Annotated in this window: 13 protein-coding genes and 1 pseudogene; 9 read left to right on the top strand and 5 right to left on the bottom strand. The window is 74.2% G+C overall.

Annotated features, from left to right (window positions below; genetic code table 11):
• Positions 1-9 precede the first annotated feature (9 nt).
• Together ACFO4E_RS23310 and ACFO4E_RS23305 are read right to left on the bottom strand one after the other, a co-directional pair.
• Entirely contained in the window at positions 10-840 is an 831-nt protein-coding gene (locus ACFO4E_RS23310; protein ID WP_378578247.1) for an ABC transporter permease, read from the bottom strand.
• The gene (locus ACFO4E_RS23305) at positions 837-1,817 is read right to left on the bottom strand and encodes an ATP-binding cassette domain-containing protein (RefSeq protein WP_378578245.1); all 981 of its coding nucleotides are present in this window, start codon (positions 1,815-1,817) and stop codon (positions 837-839) included. Before ACFO4E_RS23305 ends, ACFO4E_RS23310 begins: the two co-directional genes overlap by 4 nt.
• Positions 1,818-2,061: 244 nt before the next feature.
• Here ACFO4E_RS23305 and ACFO4E_RS23300 point away from each other — a divergent pair, with 244 nt between their 5' ends.
• Positions 2,062-2,580 (top strand): PH domain-containing protein, encoded by a 519-nt coding sequence (locus ACFO4E_RS23300; RefSeq protein WP_378578242.1) that lies wholly within the window; start codon positions 2,062-2,064, stop codon positions 2,578-2,580.
• On the top strand, positions 2,577-4,397 hold the full coding sequence (locus ACFO4E_RS23295) for a PH domain-containing protein (RefSeq protein ID WP_378578240.1): 1,821 nt from the start codon (positions 2,577-2,579) through the stop codon (positions 4,395-4,397). Before ACFO4E_RS23300 ends, ACFO4E_RS23295 begins: the two co-directional genes overlap by 4 nt.
• A 64-nt stretch (positions 4,398-4,461) precedes the next feature.
• Here the strand turns inward: ACFO4E_RS23295 and sepH are convergent, their stop codons facing one another.
• Both sepH and ACFO4E_RS23285 read right to left on the bottom strand, forming a co-directional pair.
• Positions 4,462-5,694, bottom strand: a complete 1,233-nt coding sequence (gene sepH, locus ACFO4E_RS23290) for a septation protein SepH (protein ID WP_378578238.1) — start codon at positions 5,692-5,694, stop codon at positions 4,462-4,464.
• Between the two features lie 324 nt (positions 5,695-6,018).
• A pseudogene (locus tag ACFO4E_RS23285) lies at positions 6,019-7,314 on the bottom strand (D-arabinono-1,4-lactone oxidase); the annotation flags it as partial.
• A gap of 125 nt (positions 7,315-7,439) precedes the next feature.
• On the opposite strand from ACFO4E_RS23285, the gene ACFO4E_RS23280 reads away from it, so the two are divergent.
• The 7 genes from ACFO4E_RS23280 (at position 7,440) to ACFO4E_RS23250 (ending at position 16,309) form a co-directional block, all read left to right on the top strand.
• Positions 7,440-8,471, top strand: coding sequence for a ferrochelatase (locus tag ACFO4E_RS23280; protein ID WP_378578236.1), 1,032 nt, complete (start codon positions 7,440-7,442; stop codon positions 8,469-8,471).
• 120 nt (positions 8,472-8,591) lie between these two features.
• A complete protein-coding gene (locus ACFO4E_RS23275) occupies positions 8,592-10,619 on the top strand; it encodes a S9 family peptidase (RefSeq protein ID WP_378578234.1) in 2,028 nt (675 codons plus the stop codon).
• 34 nt (positions 10,620-10,653) lie between these two features.
• A complete protein-coding gene (locus tag ACFO4E_RS23270) occupies positions 10,654-11,454 on the top strand; it encodes an inositol monophosphatase family protein (protein WP_378578232.1) in 801 nt (266 codons plus the stop codon).
• A 975-nt stretch (positions 11,455-12,429) separates the two neighbouring features.
• Positions 12,430-13,083, top strand: coding sequence for a response regulator transcription factor (locus ACFO4E_RS23265; RefSeq protein WP_378578230.1), 654 nt, complete (start codon positions 12,430-12,432; stop codon positions 13,081-13,083).
• Positions 13,080-14,372, top strand: a complete 1,293-nt coding sequence (locus ACFO4E_RS23260; protein ID WP_378578228.1) for a sensor histidine kinase — start codon at positions 13,080-13,082, stop codon at positions 14,370-14,372. Before ACFO4E_RS23265 ends, ACFO4E_RS23260 begins: the two co-directional genes overlap by 4 nt.
• A gap of 461 nt (positions 14,373-14,833) precedes the next feature.
• The gene (locus ACFO4E_RS23255; RefSeq protein ID WP_378535007.1) at positions 14,834-15,133 is read left to right on the top strand and encodes a DUF4193 domain-containing protein; all 300 of its coding nucleotides are present in this window, start codon (positions 14,834-14,836) and stop codon (positions 15,131-15,133) included.
• A gap of 201 nt (positions 15,134-15,334) precedes the next feature.
• A complete protein-coding gene (locus ACFO4E_RS23250) occupies positions 15,335-16,309 on the top strand; it encodes a hypothetical protein (RefSeq protein ID WP_378578226.1) in 975 nt (324 codons plus the stop codon).
• Positions 16,310-16,396: 87 nt separating this feature from the next.
• Here the strand turns inward: ACFO4E_RS23250 and ACFO4E_RS23245 are convergent, their stop codons facing one another.
• Complete coding sequence (locus ACFO4E_RS23245; RefSeq protein ID WP_378578224.1) at positions 16,397-16,672, bottom strand: DUF4235 domain-containing protein; 276 nt, start codon at positions 16,670-16,672, stop codon at positions 16,397-16,399.
• Positions 16,673-16,718 lie beyond the last annotated feature (46 nt).

Genomic DNA, 16,718 nt, shown 5'->3' with positions numbered 1-16,718 from the left:
CGGCACCGTTCAGGACCGGCGGCGGTAGGCGCGCGTCGCCAGGGGGAAGAACACCGCGGTCAGACCGACGGTCCACACCACCGTCCACAGCAGCGGCTCGGCGAACGGTCCGCCCTCCAGCAGCCCGCGCATGGCGTCGGTGACGTGGGTGACCGGGTTGATCTCGGCGAAGGCCGCCATCCACCCGGGCATGTTCTCCGGCGAGACGAACGTGGAGCTGGCGAAGGTCAGCGGGAACATCCAGATCGACCCGAAGATGTTGACCGCCATCGGGGTGCGCAGCAGCAGCCCCATGAACGCCGACAGCCAGCACAGCGAGAAGGCGAACACCAGCACGACCGCCGCCGCGGCCACGACCCCGATCGGCCCGCCGGCGGGGCGGTAGCCGATCAGCATCGCCACGAGCAGCACCATGACCACGGTGAGCATGTAGCGCGCGAGGTCGCCGAGGATGGCCCCGATCAGCGGTGCGGAACGGGCGATGGGCAGCGAGCGGAACCGGTCGAAGATGCCCTTCTCGATGTCGGAGTTGAGCGAGACGCCCGTGCCGATCGTCGCGAAGATCACCGACTGCGCGGTGATGCCGGGGATGATGAAGTCGCGGTAGGCCTGCCAGTCGCCCATCATGGCCTGGCCGAACACGAAGACGAACAGCGCGACGAACATCAGCGGCATGAACGTCAGCCCGAGGACCTCCTCGGGGTTGCGCTTGATCTTGACCAGGCTGCGCCACGTGAGCAGCGCGCCGTGCTGGACCGTGCTCAGCGGGGTGATGCGCGGCGCCACCTTCGGCCCGGCCTGGGCGGGCGGGCGGGCGGCGGCGGTGTCCACGGCGCTCATGCGGTCGTCCTTTCGGGGGAGGCCGCGGGATCGGCGGCGGGGACGTCGTCGGCCGGGCGGCCGGTGAGGGCCAGGAACACCTCGTCCAGGCTGGGCTTGCGCAGGGTCAGCTCGGCCACGGCGATGCCGCCGTCATCGAGCCGGCGCACCACCTCGGGCAGGACCGCGGGATCGGTGACCGACGCGCTGGCCGTGCTCTCGCCCGAGCGGACCTCCGACCCGCTGACCGCCTCGACGATCGCGGCGACCCGGGGCAGCAGGCCCGGCTCCACCGGGCTCACCTGGAGCACCTGCGACCCGGCCCGCATCTTCAGCTCGTCGGGGGTGCCGCGGCTGATGACCTTGCCGTGGTCCAGGACCATGATGTCGTCGGCCAGCTGGTCGGCCTCCTCCAGGTACTGGGTGGTCAGCAGCACGGTGACGTCGTCCTGGACCAGCTCGCGCACGACCTCCCACAGCTCGTTGCGGCTGTGCGGGTCGAGCCCGGTGGTGGGCTCGTCCAGGAACAGCAGGCTGGGCCGGCCGACGAGGCTGGCCGCGAGGTCGAGCCTGCGGCGCATGCCCCCCGAATAGGTCTTCGCGGCGCGCTCGGCGGCGTCGGCCAGCCGGAACCGCTCCATCAGCTCGGCCGCGCGCGCCCGCGCGTCAGGGCGCGAGTAGCCGAGCAGCCGGGCGATCAGCACCAGGTTCTGGGTGCCGCTCAGGTCGGCGTCGACGGCCGCGTACTGGCCCGTGAGCCCGATCAGCCGGCGGACGTCGTGCGGGCGCTTGACGACGTCGAACCCGCCGACCGCGGCGTGGCCGGCATCGGGCCGCAGCAGGGTCGCCAGGATGCGCACCGTCGTGGTCTTGCCCGACCCGTTGGGGCCCAGCACCCCCAGGACGGCGCCGGACCGTGCGACGAGGTCGACCCCCGCCAGCGCGGTCTTCCCCTTGAACTCCTTGACCAGGCCCTCCGCGCGGATGGCGTCCGTCATCTACCCCTCCAGCAATGTGCGTTCACGGATCCAGTGTCCGCACGTCCACTGACAAACCGCTGATACACGGTGGTCGCCCTCCCGCCCGCACCGCGCGGCCGCGCACCACCTCCGCACCTCCACCGCTACAGCGTCCGGGGGCGCCGGCCGCATTCCGCGGGAGGCCGTACCGCGAACTTTGCCGGAACTTCGGGCGCGGTTTGGCGGTGCGGGGCAAAGGTGCCGCGTCGCTACAATCGGGCGCGTGACGACCACCCGGATCCGGCCCCCTGAGAATCGCGTCTCACCGCGCGCCGTCCCGATGTGGACGCTGCAGACAGCCCTGGGGGTCGTCGTCCTGGCGGCCGTGCTCAGCGGCGCGGCGTGGGGCGCCACCGCCCTCGACTGGGACTGGATCCCGCAGGTCGTGCGCCGATACGCCTGGGCGGTCCCCGCCGTGTACGGGATCTACGGCATCGCCGAGATCGTCGTCGCGCCCCGCTGGCGCTACCGGGTGCACCGCTGGGAGATCACCGCCGATGTCATCTACACCCGCACCGGGTGGCTCAGCCGCAAATGGCAGCTGGTCCCGGTGAGCCGGATCCAGACCGTCGACCACAGCCAGGGCTGGCTGGAGCGGCTGTTCAAGGTGGCCACGCTCGAAGTGCAGACCGCCTCGCACGCCGGCTCCTCCACCATCGCCGGGCTCGCCGCCGACGACGCCCAGCGCATCTCCGAGGAGCTCGCCGAGCGCGCCGCCGAACTCCGGGACGACGCGACGTGAGCGACACTCCCCACGGACCCCGGCACGACGACGGCGGCGCGCCGGCCACCGGCCACGACGCACCGTCCGGACCCGCCTTCCCCGGACCTCCCCCGGCCCCGGGCGCACCGCCGCCGGACGGCGCCGGTGCGTACCCCCCGGAAGGCGTCCCCGGGGAGCCCCGGGACGCCGGCGGCGCGGCGGCCGCCTCCGCCGGGGAGCCGGGCGAGGAGGACGCGGCGCCGGCCGTCCCCCCGGCCGAGCCCGAGCGCGCGCTGAGCCCGCTGACCCTGGTCACCGCGCCCGTCAACTACCTCAAGAGCTTCATCGTCCCGCTGATCGCCGCCATCGTCGCCGGCAGCTTCAACCCGTGGGTGCTCGCCAGCGCGGGGGTGGCGATCGCCGCCATGCTCATCGGCGGGTTCGTCACCTGGTACACCTTCCGCTACCAGGTGGGCAGCGAGCGGCTGGAGATCCGCCGCGGGCTGATCAGCAGGTCGCGCCGGTCGATCCCGCTGGAGCGCATCCGGGGCGTCGACGTCACCTCCCACCTGCTGCACCGCATGCTCGACCTGGCCGTCGTCAGGATCGAGGCGGCCGCCGGGGGCGGCGGCGAGGGCGAGGAGGGCAAGCTCGACGCGGTCTCCGTCGCCGAGGCCGAGCGGTTGCGCGGGGTCCTGCTGCACCGGCGCGCGGTGCTGCGCGGCGATCCGGCGGGCGCCGTCCTGAACGCATCCGCCGGCGCCCACGCCGCGACGCCGCCGGCCGGCGACACCGCTGAGCGCGCCGAGGCCCCGGGCGCCACCGCCCCGGCCGAGACCGTGTACTTCACGATGCCGCCCGGCTGGTACTTCTACGCCGTCCTCAGCCTGGGCTACCTGCTGACCCCGTTCGTGGCCCTGGCCACGGTGCTCGGCGCGGTCGGGCAGAGCCTGGACGACCTCACCGCCGGCACCGACGCCGGAGACGCCGTCCTCCTGGCCTACGAATGGGCGAGCACGATGAGCGCCCAGGCGCTCACGATCCTGGCGGCCGCGGCGGTGGCGGTGCTCGTGCTGCTGATGCCGCTGTTCGCCGTGGTGTCCTACGCGGTCTCCCACTGGGGCTTCACGCTGCGCCGGCGCGACGCGTCGCTCGTCGTCGAGCGCGGGCTGTTCACCCGGCGCAGCGTCACGCTGGAGCACCGCCGGATCCGCGGGCACGAGTTCCTGGACAACCCGTTGGAGCGGGTGCGCCGCGTCGTGCGCCTGCGCGCGATCGTCACCGGGCTGGGCGACTCCACCACGAGGGCCGTGCTCCTGCCCATCGGCCCGCGGTCCCGCGTGCGGCAGGTGGTCGAGCAGGCGCTCACCCCGTTCCGGGGCTCCCTCACCCCCCACCCCCGCGCCGCGCTGGGCCGCAGGCTGTTCCGCGCCGTGGTGCCGTTCGCCGTTGCGGCGGGCGCCGCCGCCTACGCCGGCGTGCTCTGGCTCGCGGTGCCGCTGGGAGCGGCGGCCCTGCTGGGCGTCCCGCTGGCCTACGACCGCTACCGGGCGCTGGGGCACGGCCACGACGGAGCGCAGGTCAGCGTGCGCTCGGGGTCGCTGCGCCGGGTGCAGCCGGTGGTGCACCGGTCGGCCGTCATCGGCTGGACCTGGACCCAGACGCTGTTCCAGCGCCGGGCCGGCCTGGTCCACGCGAAATTCGCGGTCGGCGCGGGGGAGGGCGGCTACACCGCCGTCGACGCCGACTTCGCCGAGTCGGTCGCCTTCGCCGCGGGGGTCACCCCCGCCATGGTGCGCCCGTTCCTGGTCACCGAGCCCGGCCCCGCCGCCGCGCCCTCGCCCGACCCGGCCTGAACCGGATACGGCGACGGCCCCGCACGCAGGTGCGGGGCCGTCGCCGTATCCGGTTCAGGCGTGCTCAGTCCGGCTTCTTCGCCCCGAACATGATCTCGTCCCACGAGGGGACCGAGGCGCGCCGTCCGCGTCCCTTGCGCCGGGACGGCGCCGCGGCGGAGCCGGGGGCCTGTGCCGCAGCCGGTACCGAGGGCTCCTGCGTGCGCGGGGCGGGCCGCTCGGGGTCGGGGGCCGCGGGGGCGGGCGTGCTCGGCGCCGGGGGCCGGAGCGCGGGGGAGCCGGCGGGATCGGCGGCGGGGTGCCCCAGGCCGGGGCGCTCGGGCCGGACGGGCTCACGCGGGTCGGCGCGGCCGGCGGCCGGGAGCGGTTCGCCGCTCAGCGGCGACCGGGGCGGGCGCGGCGGGGCCTGCGCGTCCTCGCGCGCGGCGGGGTGGGTGCGCTCGGGGACGATCGGGACCCGCCCGGTCACCGGGGTGCGCTCGTGCCGGGCCGCGGGCGCGGGCTCCTCGGGCGGTGCGGCCGGCAGCGGGCCGTCGATGTCGTGGCGCGGGGGCTCGTGGCGCGGCGGGGCCGCGGCCGTCAGCGGTTCAGGGCGCTGCGGCGCGGGAGCGGGCGGGGGCGCCGGTGCCGGGTCCGGGCGCACCGGTTCGGCGGGCGCGCCCTGCCGGCGCGGGACGAAGGGGGTGACGTTGGCGCCGCCGCCGAGGCTCCGCGGGCCGTCGGCCTCGGGAGAGGAGAAGCGGACGGCTTCGTCGTCGGCCGGGGTCACGCTGCGGCGGCGCGGCTCGAAGACCCAGTGGGCCACCTTCTCCTCGCCGGCGGCGAGGAAGGCGAGCTTGAGCTGCCAGGTGTTGTCCTCCCGCTTCCAGGAGTCCCACACGGCGTCGCCGGTCTCCAACTGGTGCGCGCCGATGCGCGCGGCCACGATGTCGCCCAGGACGGGCCCCGGCGCGGACTCGCCCTGCCGCCGGACCGTGGCGCGCTGGGCCTGCTGGGCGATGTACTCGCGCTCTTGCAGCACCGGGCCCTCGAACCAGCGCACCCGCTCGATCGGGATCCCCGCGTGCTCGGCGATCGCCTCCGCTGTCTCACCGGAGCGGATCCGGGCCTGGATTTCCTTGGGGCGCAACGGATTCTCCACTTCGATCTCGTACTGGCCGAGCCGGGAGAACTGGCCGCGAACGGCGGCGCGGAGACGGTCGTCGACGGGCAGCATGAAACGGGTTCCACGGCCGGCACTCGCCAACACCAGGTAGGTGCCGTCCTCGCTGACGGCGACGAGGCGAAGCTCCTGCATCGCCCTCCCTTTCGCGTCCCGTCGAGGGTGGGTCCTCGGCCATCCCCCACGTTCCCAGTCTCATCGGCATCCGGTCGTTCGGCCAGTACCGCGCCCGGCATGTCCGAACTGTGTGGCCCTCCGGGCGCATGCGGCACCGCCCACGGGCATCGTGGCGTTTCCTATCGTGCCATCTTGGCACGGCATCGATCCGTGACCCGAGGCGCGATCAGGGTGCCGGCCGGTTTCCGGCCGGAGCCCTGCCGGTGATGGTATCTCCCGTGGCCGCCGCCGCCCGTGTGCCGGTCCGGTGCGTTCCCGGAGCGGCCGGCGATGTGATCGGGCCCCCAGGACGGTGTCCAGGTAGGGGTTGGCGAACACGCGGCGCGGGTCCACGCGCTCGCGGACCTCCAGGGCGTCGCGGAGCCGCGGGTACACCCCCTCCAGGTAGGCGCGGTCGCGGGTGTGCACCTTGCCCCAGTGGGGGCGCCCGCCCACCGAGGTGAACACGGCCTCCAGATCGGCGAAGTAGCGGTCGTAGGGAGCGCCGCGGTAGACGTGCGCGGCGACGTAGGCGGTGTCGCGGCCGTAGGCCGTGGACAGCCACACGTCGTCGGCCGGCGCGAACCGCACCTCCAACGGGAAGCTGATGCGGTGGCGGCCCGCGCCGATCGCCGCGCGGATCTCGCGCAGGACGTCGGCGAGCGCGGCGGCAGGGACGGCGTACTCCATCTCCACGAACCGCACCCGGCGGGCGCTGGTGAAGACGCGGTGGGAGACGTCGGTGTAGGACCGTGCCGACAGCGCCCGCGCGGACACCTGGTTGACCGCCGGGATCACCGCGGGCGCGCGCCGGCCCAGCCGGTTCACCGCCTCGAACAGGATGTTGGACAGGAACTCGTCGTCCAGCCACGCCCGCAGCGGCGGCACGGGACCGGCCGGCCCCGCGCTCCGGTTGTTGCGCTTGGTGTTGGTCCGGCCGGTGTGCGGGAACCAGTAGAACTCGAAGTGCTCGTTGCCCGCGCGCAGCTCCGGCAGCCGCTCCAGGACCAGGTCCAGCGGCATCGGCTCCTCGCGCGCGTGCAGCAGGAACGACGGGACGACGGCGAGGGTGAGCGCGGTGACCACACCGAACGCGCCCAGCCCGACCCGCGCCGCCTCGAACAGCGCGGTCTCGCGCCCGGCCGAGCACTCCACCACGGTCCCGTCGGCGAGCACGACCTCCATGCCGCGGACCTGTGCCGCCAGGCCCCCGATGTCGCGGCCGGTACCGTGGGTCCCCGTCTGGATCGCCCCCGCCACCGTCTGCACGGCGATGTCGCCCATGTTGGCCAGGGCGAGCCCGCGCGCGTCCAGCGCCGTGTTCAGGTCGCACAGCGGCAGCCCCGCCTCGACGGTCACGGTGCCGGCCCCGGGGTCGGCCGAGCGCACCCGGGTGAGCGAGGTGGGGGAGAGCAGGGTTCCGTCGGTCACGGCGATCCCGGTGAACGAGTGACCGGAGCCGACCATGCGCGCCCGCGACCCCGCGGCCGCGGCGGCGCGGACCGCGGAGACGACGTCGCCGGTTCCATTGGGGACCGCCACGCGGCGCGGCCGCGCCTCCTGGGTCCCCGACCATGTGCGCCACACCACATTCGTCATGGCCCCGAACGCTACCCGCCGGTAGCCCGAGGGGTAAGCGGCCCTCGGCTTCTGTCGCGCAACGGTGACCTGCGCCACGCCGGGGCCGATACGGAGGGTCGCGGCCACCTGGTTTCATGGATCGCATGAGGCCCTACGACGCGTTCCTGCTGATCTCCTTCGGCGGCCCGGAGGCCGCCGGCGACGTCATCCCCTTCCTGGAGAACGTCACCCGCGGGCGCGGCATCCCGCGCGAACGGCTCGCGGAGGTCGGCGAGCACTACTTCCTCTTCGACGGGGTCAGCCCGATCAACGGGCAGTGCCGCGAGCTGATCGCCGCGATCCGCGCCGACTTCGCGGCCAACGGTGTCGACCTGCCGATCTACTGGGGCAACCGGTTCTGGGACCCCATGCTCGCCGACACGGTCGCCCAGATGGCCAAGGACGGCGTGCGCCGGGTGGTCGCGCTGGCCACCTCCGCCTACAGCAACTACTCCAGCCACCGCGCCTACCTCAACGACATCGAGGCCGCGCGCGCGGCGGTGGGCCCCGACGCCCCCGAGATCGAGCTGATCCGGCCCTTCTACGACCACCCGGGGTTCATCGAGCCCCTGGCCGCCTACGCCCGCGAAGCGCTGGACCGGCTCCCCGAGGCCGAGCGGGCCGGCGCGCGCCTGCTGTTCTCGGCGCACTCCATCCCCACCGCCATGGCGGACACGAGCGGAGCGCCCGAGCACGGATTCGGCCCCGGCGGCGCCTACGCGGCGCAGCTCGCCGAGGTGGCGCGGCTGGTCTCCGAGCGCCTGGGCGGCGGCCACGCCTACGACCTCGTCTACCAGAGCCGCAGCGGGCCGCCGAGCCAGCCGTGGCTGGAGCCCGACGTCAACGACCGGCTGGCCGAGCTGGCGGACGAGGGCGTGTCGGCCGTCGTCGTCATCCCCTACGGGTTCGTCTCGGACCACATGGAGGTCAAGTACGACCTCGACCACGAGGCGCGCGACACCGCCGACCGCCTCGGCCTGGCCTTCGAGCGCGCGCTGAGCCCGGGCACCCACCCGCGCTTCGTCGCGATGGTCCGCGAGCTCGTCGCGGAGCGTGCGAGCGGGGCCGGACCCGTGGGCCTGGGCGACCTGCCCCGGTGCCCCGACGGCGGATCCGACTGCTGCATGCCGCGCTGACCCCCCGATCCGGCCGCCCCGGTCCCGCCGGAGCGGCCGTTCCCGCCCGGCGCCGCCGCGACCCGCCCCGATAGGGTCGGTGAAACGGTAGGCACCGTCGCCGAAGTGGGAGGGGAAGTCGTGGTTCGTTCCTGGTATGAGCTGTCGGACTACGTCGGGCTGCGCCGCGTCAACGGGTTGCGCCTGTCACCGGACGGGAGCCGCCTCGTCGCGCCCGTCAGCGAGCTGAAGCCCGACGGCTCCGCGTTCACCACCGCCCTGTGGGAGATCGACCCCCAGGGCGCGGCCGAACCGCGCCGGATCACCCGGTCGGCGACGGGGGAGTCCGCCCCCGGCTTCCTCCCCGACGGATCGCTGCTGTTCACCTCGGCGCGTACCGACCCCGAATCCGCCGACACCGCCAAGGGCGCGCCGCCCGCGGCCCTGTGGCTGCTGCCCGCCGACGGCGGCGAGGCACGCCGCGTGGCCGCCCGCCCCGGCGGGATCACCGGATTCGCCGTCGCCCGCGAATCCGGCACCGTGGTCTACGGCTCCGAGGTGTTCCCGGGCGCGGCCGACGGCGAGGCCGACGACACGGCCCGGACCGGGCGCAAGGACGCGGGCGTCACCGCCATCCTCCACGAGGAGTCCCCGGTGCGCTACTGGGACCGCGACCTCGGCCCCTTCCGCCCGCGCCTCTTCGCCGCGGCGCCGCCGGCCGACCCCGCCGCGGGACTGGGCGACCCCGCCGACCTCACCCCCGACCCCGGGGCGGCGCTGGTCACCCAGTCCTGGGACGTCACCCCCGACGGCGGCACCGTCGTCACCGGCTGGCGCGTGCCCAAGGGCCGCGGGACCGCCCGCAACGAGCTGGTCCTGATCGACGCCGCGACCGGCGAGCGCAGCACCCTCGTCGCGCAGCCCGGCCACGACTTCTCCGGCCCCAGGGTCTCCCCCGACGGCCGCTACGCGGTCGCCGACCGCGGTTTCGACGGCGACATCGACGGCGAGCCGCGCGACCACACCCTGTGGCTGGTGGACCTCGCCACCGGCGAGGGCCGCGACCTGCTCCCCGGCGACCACCTCTGGCCGCGCGAGTACGCCTGGGCCCCCGACTCCTCCGCCGTGCTCTTCACCGCCGACCTCGACGGGCGCCGCCCCGCCTTCCGCGTGGACCTGGAGACCGGCGCCCTCACCCGCCTCACCGCCGACAACGGCGCCTACAGCGCGCTCAACCCCGCCCCCGACGGCCGCACCCTGTACGCGCTGCGCGACTCCTGGGACGAGCCGCCCACCCCGGTCCGGCTCGACGCCGCCGCCGAGAACGCCCCGGTCCGCCTCAAGACGCCCACCCCCGCCCTGGCGGCGCCGGGGACGCTCACCGAGGTCGAGGCCACCGCCGACGACGGCACCCGCGTGCGCTCCTGGCTGGTGCTGCCCGACGGCGCCTCCGCCGACTCGCCCGCCCCTCTCGTCCTGTGGGTGCACGGCGGCCCCTACATGAGCTTCAACGGCTGGTCCTGGCGGTGGAACCCCTGGCTGCTGGCCGCCCGCGGCTTCGCCGTGCTGCTGCCCGACCCCGCCCTGTCGACCGGCTACGGGCCCGACATGCTCCGCCGCGCCTGGGGCAACTGGGGCGAGCGCACCTTCGCCGACCTGATGTCGGTCACCGACGCCGTCTGCGCCCGCGACGACATCGACCCCTCCCGGACCGCCGCCATGGGCGGCTCGTTCGGCGGGTACATGGCGAACTGGATCGCCGGGCACACCGACCGGTTCGACGCCATCGTCACCCACGCCTCGCTGTGGGGGCTCGGCGGATTCATCGGCGCCACCGACTTCCCGGAGGTCTGGGCCGCCGAGTGGGGCGATCCCCGCATCCGGCCCGAGCGCTACGACCGCGCCTCGCCCGACCGCCACGTCGACGACATCACCACCCCCATGCTCGTCATCCACGGCGACAAGGACTACCGGGTGCCCATCGGCGAGGGGCTGCGGCTGTGGTGGGACCTGGTCTCCCGCGAGGTCGACGCGAAGTTCCTGTACTTCCCCGACGAGAACCACTGGATCCTCACCCCCGGCAACATCAAGGTCTGGTACGAGACCGTGTTCGCCTTCCTCGACCACCACGTGCTCGGCAAGGACTGGCGCCGCCCGGAGCACCTGTGACGTCCGCGGCGCGGCAACGAACAAAGGGGAGCGCATGACCACTGCCGATCCGGCCGCACTACTGGCCCTGGCCGCCGCCACCGCCCAGGAGGCCGGCGCGGTCGCCGCCGACGGCCAGGCGGGCATCGGCGTCCTCGACACCAAGTCCTCGCCCACCGATGTCGTCACCGCGATGGACCGCGCCGTCGAGGAGCTGATCCGCAAGCGCCTGCTGGCCGCCCGGCCCGACGACGCCGTCCTCGGCGAGGAGGGCGGCGCGGCCGCGGGCCAGAGCGCGGTCCGGTGGATCGTCGACCCCATCGACGGCACGGTCAACTACCTCTACGGCCGCGAGGACTGGGCGGTGTCGATCGCCGCCGAGGCCGCCGGCGAGGTCGTCGCCGGCGTCGTCGCCGTTCCGGCGCGCGGCGACGTCTACACGGCCGTCCGCGGGGGCGGCGCGTTCTGCAACGGACGGCCGATCACGGTCGCGCCCGCCGTGCCGATCGACTTCGCCCTGGTCGCCACCGGGTTCGGCTACAGCTCCGCGCGCCGCGCCCACCAGGCCGAGGTGCTGCGGCAGGTGCTGCCCCGGGTGCGCGACATCCGGCGCGGCGGTGCCGCGGCGGTCGACCTGTGCGGGGTGGCGCGCGGGCGGAGCAACGCCTACTACGAGCGCGGGCTCAGCCCCTGGGACTGGGCGGCGGCGTCGCTCATCGCCCAGGAGGCGGGCGCGCGCGTGGGCGGCCTCAACGGGGCGCCCGCCGGCCCCGACCTGTTCATCGCGGCGCCGGCGGGGCTGTTCGAGGAGCTGCACGACCTGCTGGAGCCGCTGGGCGCAGACACCGACGGCTGACCGTACGGCGGCGGGCGGCCCGCCGCAAGCGCCCCCGGCCATGGGACGGCGGAGGCCGGCCGGATCCCTGCCGATCCGGCCGGCCTCCGGCGGTCGCCCGCCGCCGCGCCGCCGCGTACCGTCCGCTCGCCGGTCCGATACGGGCGGCCGGGCCGTCAGACGCCGCCGGTGTCGACACCGTTGCGGGCGGCGATCCGGTGCAGGTCCTCCAGCTCCGACGCGTGCGTGTCGGCGAGGAAATCGTCGCCCGCGGCCTGCGCCGCAAGGAGAGACATGCGGGTTTCCTTGATGCGGCCCTGGATCTCCGCGAAGAACTCGCCCATTTCACCTCACTCTGTGGTCATGCGCGCACTACATGTGGTCACGCCGGCGTGGCCACGGGGGGCGCCGAGCGCGCTTCGGCCCGCGTCCCTGCGCCATACCCACCGCGGCCGCGCGGCCAAACCCGGCCGCGGGCCCGATACCGATCCGTGACCGCGCCGCTGTAGGGCGGGCGCCGCGGCAGGTCGGAACGGGTGGTGCCGGAGCCGGGAGGGGCGTGCGGGGGCGGCGGAATGGGACGCGCCGCAAAGTCGGCACCGGCCCTTATTCGGTTCTTACCCGGGTCGTGGCACCTTTGAAATGTGCGGGGTGAACGTCGCTGCCGGCGGTTGGGGGATTCGCCGGCAGCGACGCCTCGCTTTCAGGAGGGACATCGGCGGCCCCGCCCTCCGGGGCCGGCCGCCGACCATCCGCTCCCCGGCGCCCACCGGGTTGCCGCGCATCGCGCACTGGCCCTACGTTGGCCGGTGCGGGGTGGGGTGAACACCGCGTCCGCGCGGTATATCCGCAGCGTAGCCGCTGTGGTGGTTTACTTCATCCTTATTCGGTGTGTGCGACAAAGGTAGGCGCAGCCGGGGGTAAGCGCCGCTGCCGGTGTGTTGGGGGATGCGCCGGCAGCGGCCCACCCGGGCTCGCAGGGAAGCGAAGGACACAGTGCGCGTACTCGTGGTCGAAGACGAGCAGGTGCTCGCCGATGCGGTCGCAGTAGGGCTGCGCCGCGAATCCATGGCGGTCGACGTCGTCTACGACGGCGACAGCGCGCTGGAGCACGCGGGCGTCAACGAGTACGACGTCATCGTCCTCGACCGCGACCTCCCCGGTATCCACGGCGACGACGTCGCGCGCAGCCTCGTCGGCCAGAGCTACGCGGGCCGCATCCTGATGCTCACCGCCTCCGGCGAACTGGAGGACAAGGTCGAAGGCCTCACCCTCGGGGCCGACGACTACATGGCCAAGCCCTTCGCCTTCGCCGAGCTGATCGCGCGCGTGCGCGCCCTCGGCCGCCGGGCGGCCCCGCCGCTGCCGCCGGTCCTGCGCCGCAACGGCATCGAGCTCGACCCCGCCAACCACACCGTGGAGCGCGACGGCCGCCTCATCACCCTGACCCCGAAGGAGTTCGCGGTGCTGGAGGTCCTGATGCGCGCGGGCGGCACGGTCGTCAGCGCCGAAGGGCTGCTGGAGAAGGCATGGGACGAGAACGCCGACCCGTTCACCAACGTCGTACGGGTCACCGTCATGACGCTGCGCAAGAAGCTCGGCGAGCCCCCGGTCATCCAGACGGTCCCGGGAGCGGGGTACCGCATTTGACCGCCCCGGGCGGCGAGCACGCGTCCGCGGTGCCCCCCGGGGAGGTCGCCCCGACCCCGCCCGGCGACACCGGGACCTGGCGCCGCCTGACGACCCCGCCCGCCCCTTCCGCCAAGCAGCAGGGGCCGGTCACCGGCGGCATGGACCGCCTCACCGACAACATCAGCCTGCGCTCGCGGCTCACCCTGATCTACGGCATGCTCTTCTTCGCCGCCGGGTCGCTGCTGGTGCTGCTCAACTACGTGATCGTCGCCGCGCTCCTGGACAACCTCACCTTCACCGTCGCGCCCGACTCCCCGTACTTCGACGACCCCGCGGCCCTCGAAGAGGTCAAGAACACCTACATCGAGACCGTGCTCGCCGAGGTCACCCGGTTCTCGGTCCTCGCGCTGGTCGTCGTCGGGCTCCTCGCCGTGGGCCTGGGCTACGTGGTGGCCGGCCGCGCGCTGTCGCCGCTGCACAAGATCACCCGGATCGCGCGCCGGCTCTCCGAGCGGTCCCTGCACGAGCGCATCGCGCTGGGCGGGCCCGACGACGAGATCCGCGAGCTCGCCGACACCTTCGACGGCATGCTGGAGCGCCTGGACCACGCGTTCGACGGCCAGCGCAGGTTCGTCGCCAACGCCTCGCACGAGCTGCGCACCCCGTTGGCGATCAACCGGACCCTGCTGGAGGTCGCCATCGGCGACCCCGAGGCGTCGCCGGACCTGAGGACCATCGGCCGCACCCTGCTGGAGACCAACGCCCGCCACGAACACCTGATCGACGGCCTGCTCTTCCTCGCCAAGAGCGAACGCGAGCTGGACGTGCGGACCCTGGTCGACCTGGGCGAGGCCGCCGAGACCGTGCTCAGCCAGCTCTCCGCCGAGATCGAGAAGTCCGGGCTCGCCCTGCGCTCCGACCTCCGGGCGGCCCCGGTCAGCGGCGACCCCGTCCTGCTGGAGCGCCTGATCGCCAACCTGGTCGAGAACGCCCTGCGCTACAACGTCGCCGACGGCGAGATCACCGTGCGCTCCGGTATCTACGAGGGCGCGCCCGCGGTGCAGGTGGAGAACTCCGGCCCGGTGATCCCCGGATACGAGATCGAGGGCCTGTTCGAGCCGTTCCGGCGCGGCTCCGGCGATCGGGTGCGCTCCAGCCGCAGCGCCGGGCTGGGGCTGTCCATCGTGCGCTCCGTGGTGCGCGCGCACGGCGGCACAGTGAGCGCGTGGCCGCGCGCCGGCGGGGGACTGGTGGTCACCGTGGCCCTGCCGGCCGAGGGCCGCGACACGCTGCCCGGAAGCCGCTGAGGGCGGCGGCCGCGCCGCGGCGCGCAACGGGCTGCGGGCGCCGCCGCGTCCGTGATATCTATACGTGTCCGATGACACGGCCACCCGGGGGCGGAGCAGCCTTCCGCGGTGGGTATGCTCTCCGGGCGTGAATGCGGCGGGAATGTTTCCCGACGCGGACGTGTCCGTTCCGACCTCGCCCCTCGCGGAGTACCCGCGCTCGGCCGGTGCGAGTAAGGACGAAGAAATAGGTCGGAATCCTTCAGGCGTTGGGTAGCACATGAGAACAGGCGGATCCAGGGCGCGCACGCGTGCGGCCGGGATCGGCCGTTCGATGCCGCCAAGAGGTGTGACGGCACCCGGGAGGGGTCACAGTCCACTTACGCCTTCGGAGTTTTCCACCGTGTACGGGCACAAGAGGCGTCTCTCAAGCGTTACAACCGCGCAACGAGGCATAGATCGAGGGGGATGGAGTTAGCAGAATGGCCACCGATTACGACAGCCCGCGTAAGACCGACGAGGACATCAACGAGGACAGCCTGCAGGAGTTGCAGGCCCGTCGGGTCGACAAGGGCACCAGCACCATCGACGTCGACCCCGACGAGGTCGCCGAAGGGATGGAGCTGCCGGGTGCGGACCTCTCCGGAGAGGAGTTGGCCGTCCGGGTCCTGCCGCGGCAGGCCGACGAGTTCACCTGCTCGCGCTGCTTCCTGGTGCACCACCGCAGCCAGCTCGCGGAGGAGCGGAAGGGAAAGCTCGTGTGCAAGGAGTGCGCCGCCTGACAGGCGTGGACTCCCTCTCACCGTGTGTCTCGACGGCCGGTGCGCCGCGGTATCTGATGCGTCCCCGATGAGGGGGCGCATCGTCCTTTGACCGGGGGCGGCCGGAGCCTTACCCGCGCATTCGATTATCCGCTTCCCTTAGCTTTGTCGTAGAGGATCGGCAAAGACTGGGAAATCGCTGGGAATTGGATGTGGGGGGTCATGGTGCGAAGAAGAGCCCGTCGCCGCGGCGACGGCCACGGGCGGCACACCGACGTCCCGGGCGCCCCGCGCCCGGACGGAACCGCGGAGGACGCGCCGGGGCCCGCGGCGCTCGCCAGTGGCGGGGGCGGCGCCGATGCCCCGGGCACCGATCCGGTGCCCGCGGGCGGTGAGGCCGCGTCCGACGACGTCGGGGAGCTGGTCGGCCGCATCATCGGCGACGAAGGCGCCGATCCCCGCGTCCGCGCCGGGCTCCTGGGGCGGCTCACCCGCGCCCTGGCCGCCGGCGCCCGCTCGGCGGGCGTGCGCGGCGCGGCGGGCGGCCGGTGGCTCACCGAGCTGTTCGCCGACGACATCGCCCCCCGCATCCCGGTGCGCGACCGCGCCACCCTGGTCCGCCACCACAAGGGAATCGACGGCGAGGACCTGGCCGATGCCCTGGTCCGCAACGCCACCAACGCCACCACCGCTGTGGGCGCCGCGGGAGGGGCACTGGCCGCGGTGCAGTTCACCGCGCCCCCGCTACTGCTGACGGCCCCGGCCCAGATCGTCGCCGAGACCGTCGTGGTCGCCGCCATCGAAGTCAAGCTGATCGCCGAGCTGCACGAGGCCTACGGCTCCCCGGCGCCCGGCTCCGGGCTCCAGCGCACGTCGGGCTACCTGGCGGCATGGGCCAAGAAGCGCGGCGTCGACCCCCTCCAGGCGGCCGGCTCGCTCACGGCGGCGCTGGGCGGTGCCGCGAAGGCGGCCCTGCGCAAGCGCCTCATGGCCGTCATGGGCCGCCATCTCACCACCCTGGGCCCCTACCTCACCGGCGCCGTCGCCGGCGGCACGCTGAACCGCGCCGCGACCACGGCCCTCGCGCGCTCGGTCCGCACCGACCTGCGGGCACGGGCGCTCCCGGCCGGACCCGCCCCGCTGCGCGTGATCCGCGGCACGGACCCGGCGGCCGGGCGGCTGCCGGTCGGGGACTGAGCGGTCCCGCGCACCCGGCCGGCCGGCCCGGACGCGCGCGGGGACGGCACCCCCGGCGCCGCCCCCGCGCGTCCCGGCCGGCGCCTCTCAGGCGCCGTCGATCCCGGCCCGGGACGGGCCCAGCCGGCGGTAGGCGGCGCGCACCGCGAGGACGCGGGCCACCTCCATGCCGACCCCGGTCACCACCGCCCAGCCCAGTGCCTCACCGAGCCCGACGTCCAGGGATTCCGGCTCGGTCGGGGGTTCCTTTCCGGTGGCCTGCGTCCAGGCGAAGGTCAGCACTTTGCGGGCCACGAATCCGGCCGCCAGAGCGGCGGCGCCGCCGACGATCTGCGCGGCCAGCCGGCCGTCTTTCTCTGCCATCTGAATCCGATCGCTTCCCATATACGTGGTCATCCGGCTCGCCGAA

The organism is Nocardiopsis mangrovi (genome assembly GCF_042653925.1).
GTDB lineage: Bacteria > Actinomycetota > Actinomycetes > Streptosporangiales > Streptosporangiaceae > Nocardiopsis_B > Nocardiopsis_B mangrovi.
Note: the sequence above shows the minus strand (reverse complement) of the source record. Positions and strands in the feature narration are given on the sequence as shown.

Bases quoted from the DNA above. Each gene is read 5' to 3' on its own strand.
- ACFO4E_RS23255 (WP_378535007.1), top strand. From the start codon at position 14,834: ATGGCCACCGATTACGACAGCCCGCGTAAGACCGACGAGGACATCAAC.
- ACFO4E_RS23245 (WP_378578224.1), bottom strand. From the start codon at position 16,672: ATGGCAGAGAAAGACGGCCGGCTGGCCGCGCAGATCGTCGGCGGCGCC.
- sepH (WP_378578238.1), bottom strand. From the start codon at position 5,694: ATGCAGGAGCTTCGCCTCGTCGCCGTCAGCGAGGACGGCACCTACCTG.
- ACFO4E_RS23270 (WP_378578232.1), top strand. From the start codon at position 10,654: ATGACCACTGCCGATCCGGCCGCACTACTGGCCCTGGCCGCCGCCACC.
- ACFO4E_RS23310 (WP_378578247.1), bottom strand. From the start codon at position 840: ATGAGCGCCGTGGACACCGCCGCCGCCCGCCCGCCCGCCCAGGCCGGG.
- ACFO4E_RS23305 (WP_378578245.1), bottom strand. From the start codon at position 1,817: ATGACGGACGCCATCCGCGCGGAGGGCCTGGTCAAGGAGTTCAAGGGG.
- ACFO4E_RS23280 (WP_378578236.1), top strand. From the start codon at position 7,440: ATGAGGCCCTACGACGCGTTCCTGCTGATCTCCTTCGGCGGCCCGGAG.
- ACFO4E_RS23250 (WP_378578226.1), top strand. From the start codon at position 15,335: ATGGTGCGAAGAAGAGCCCGTCGCCGCGGCGACGGCCACGGGCGGCAC.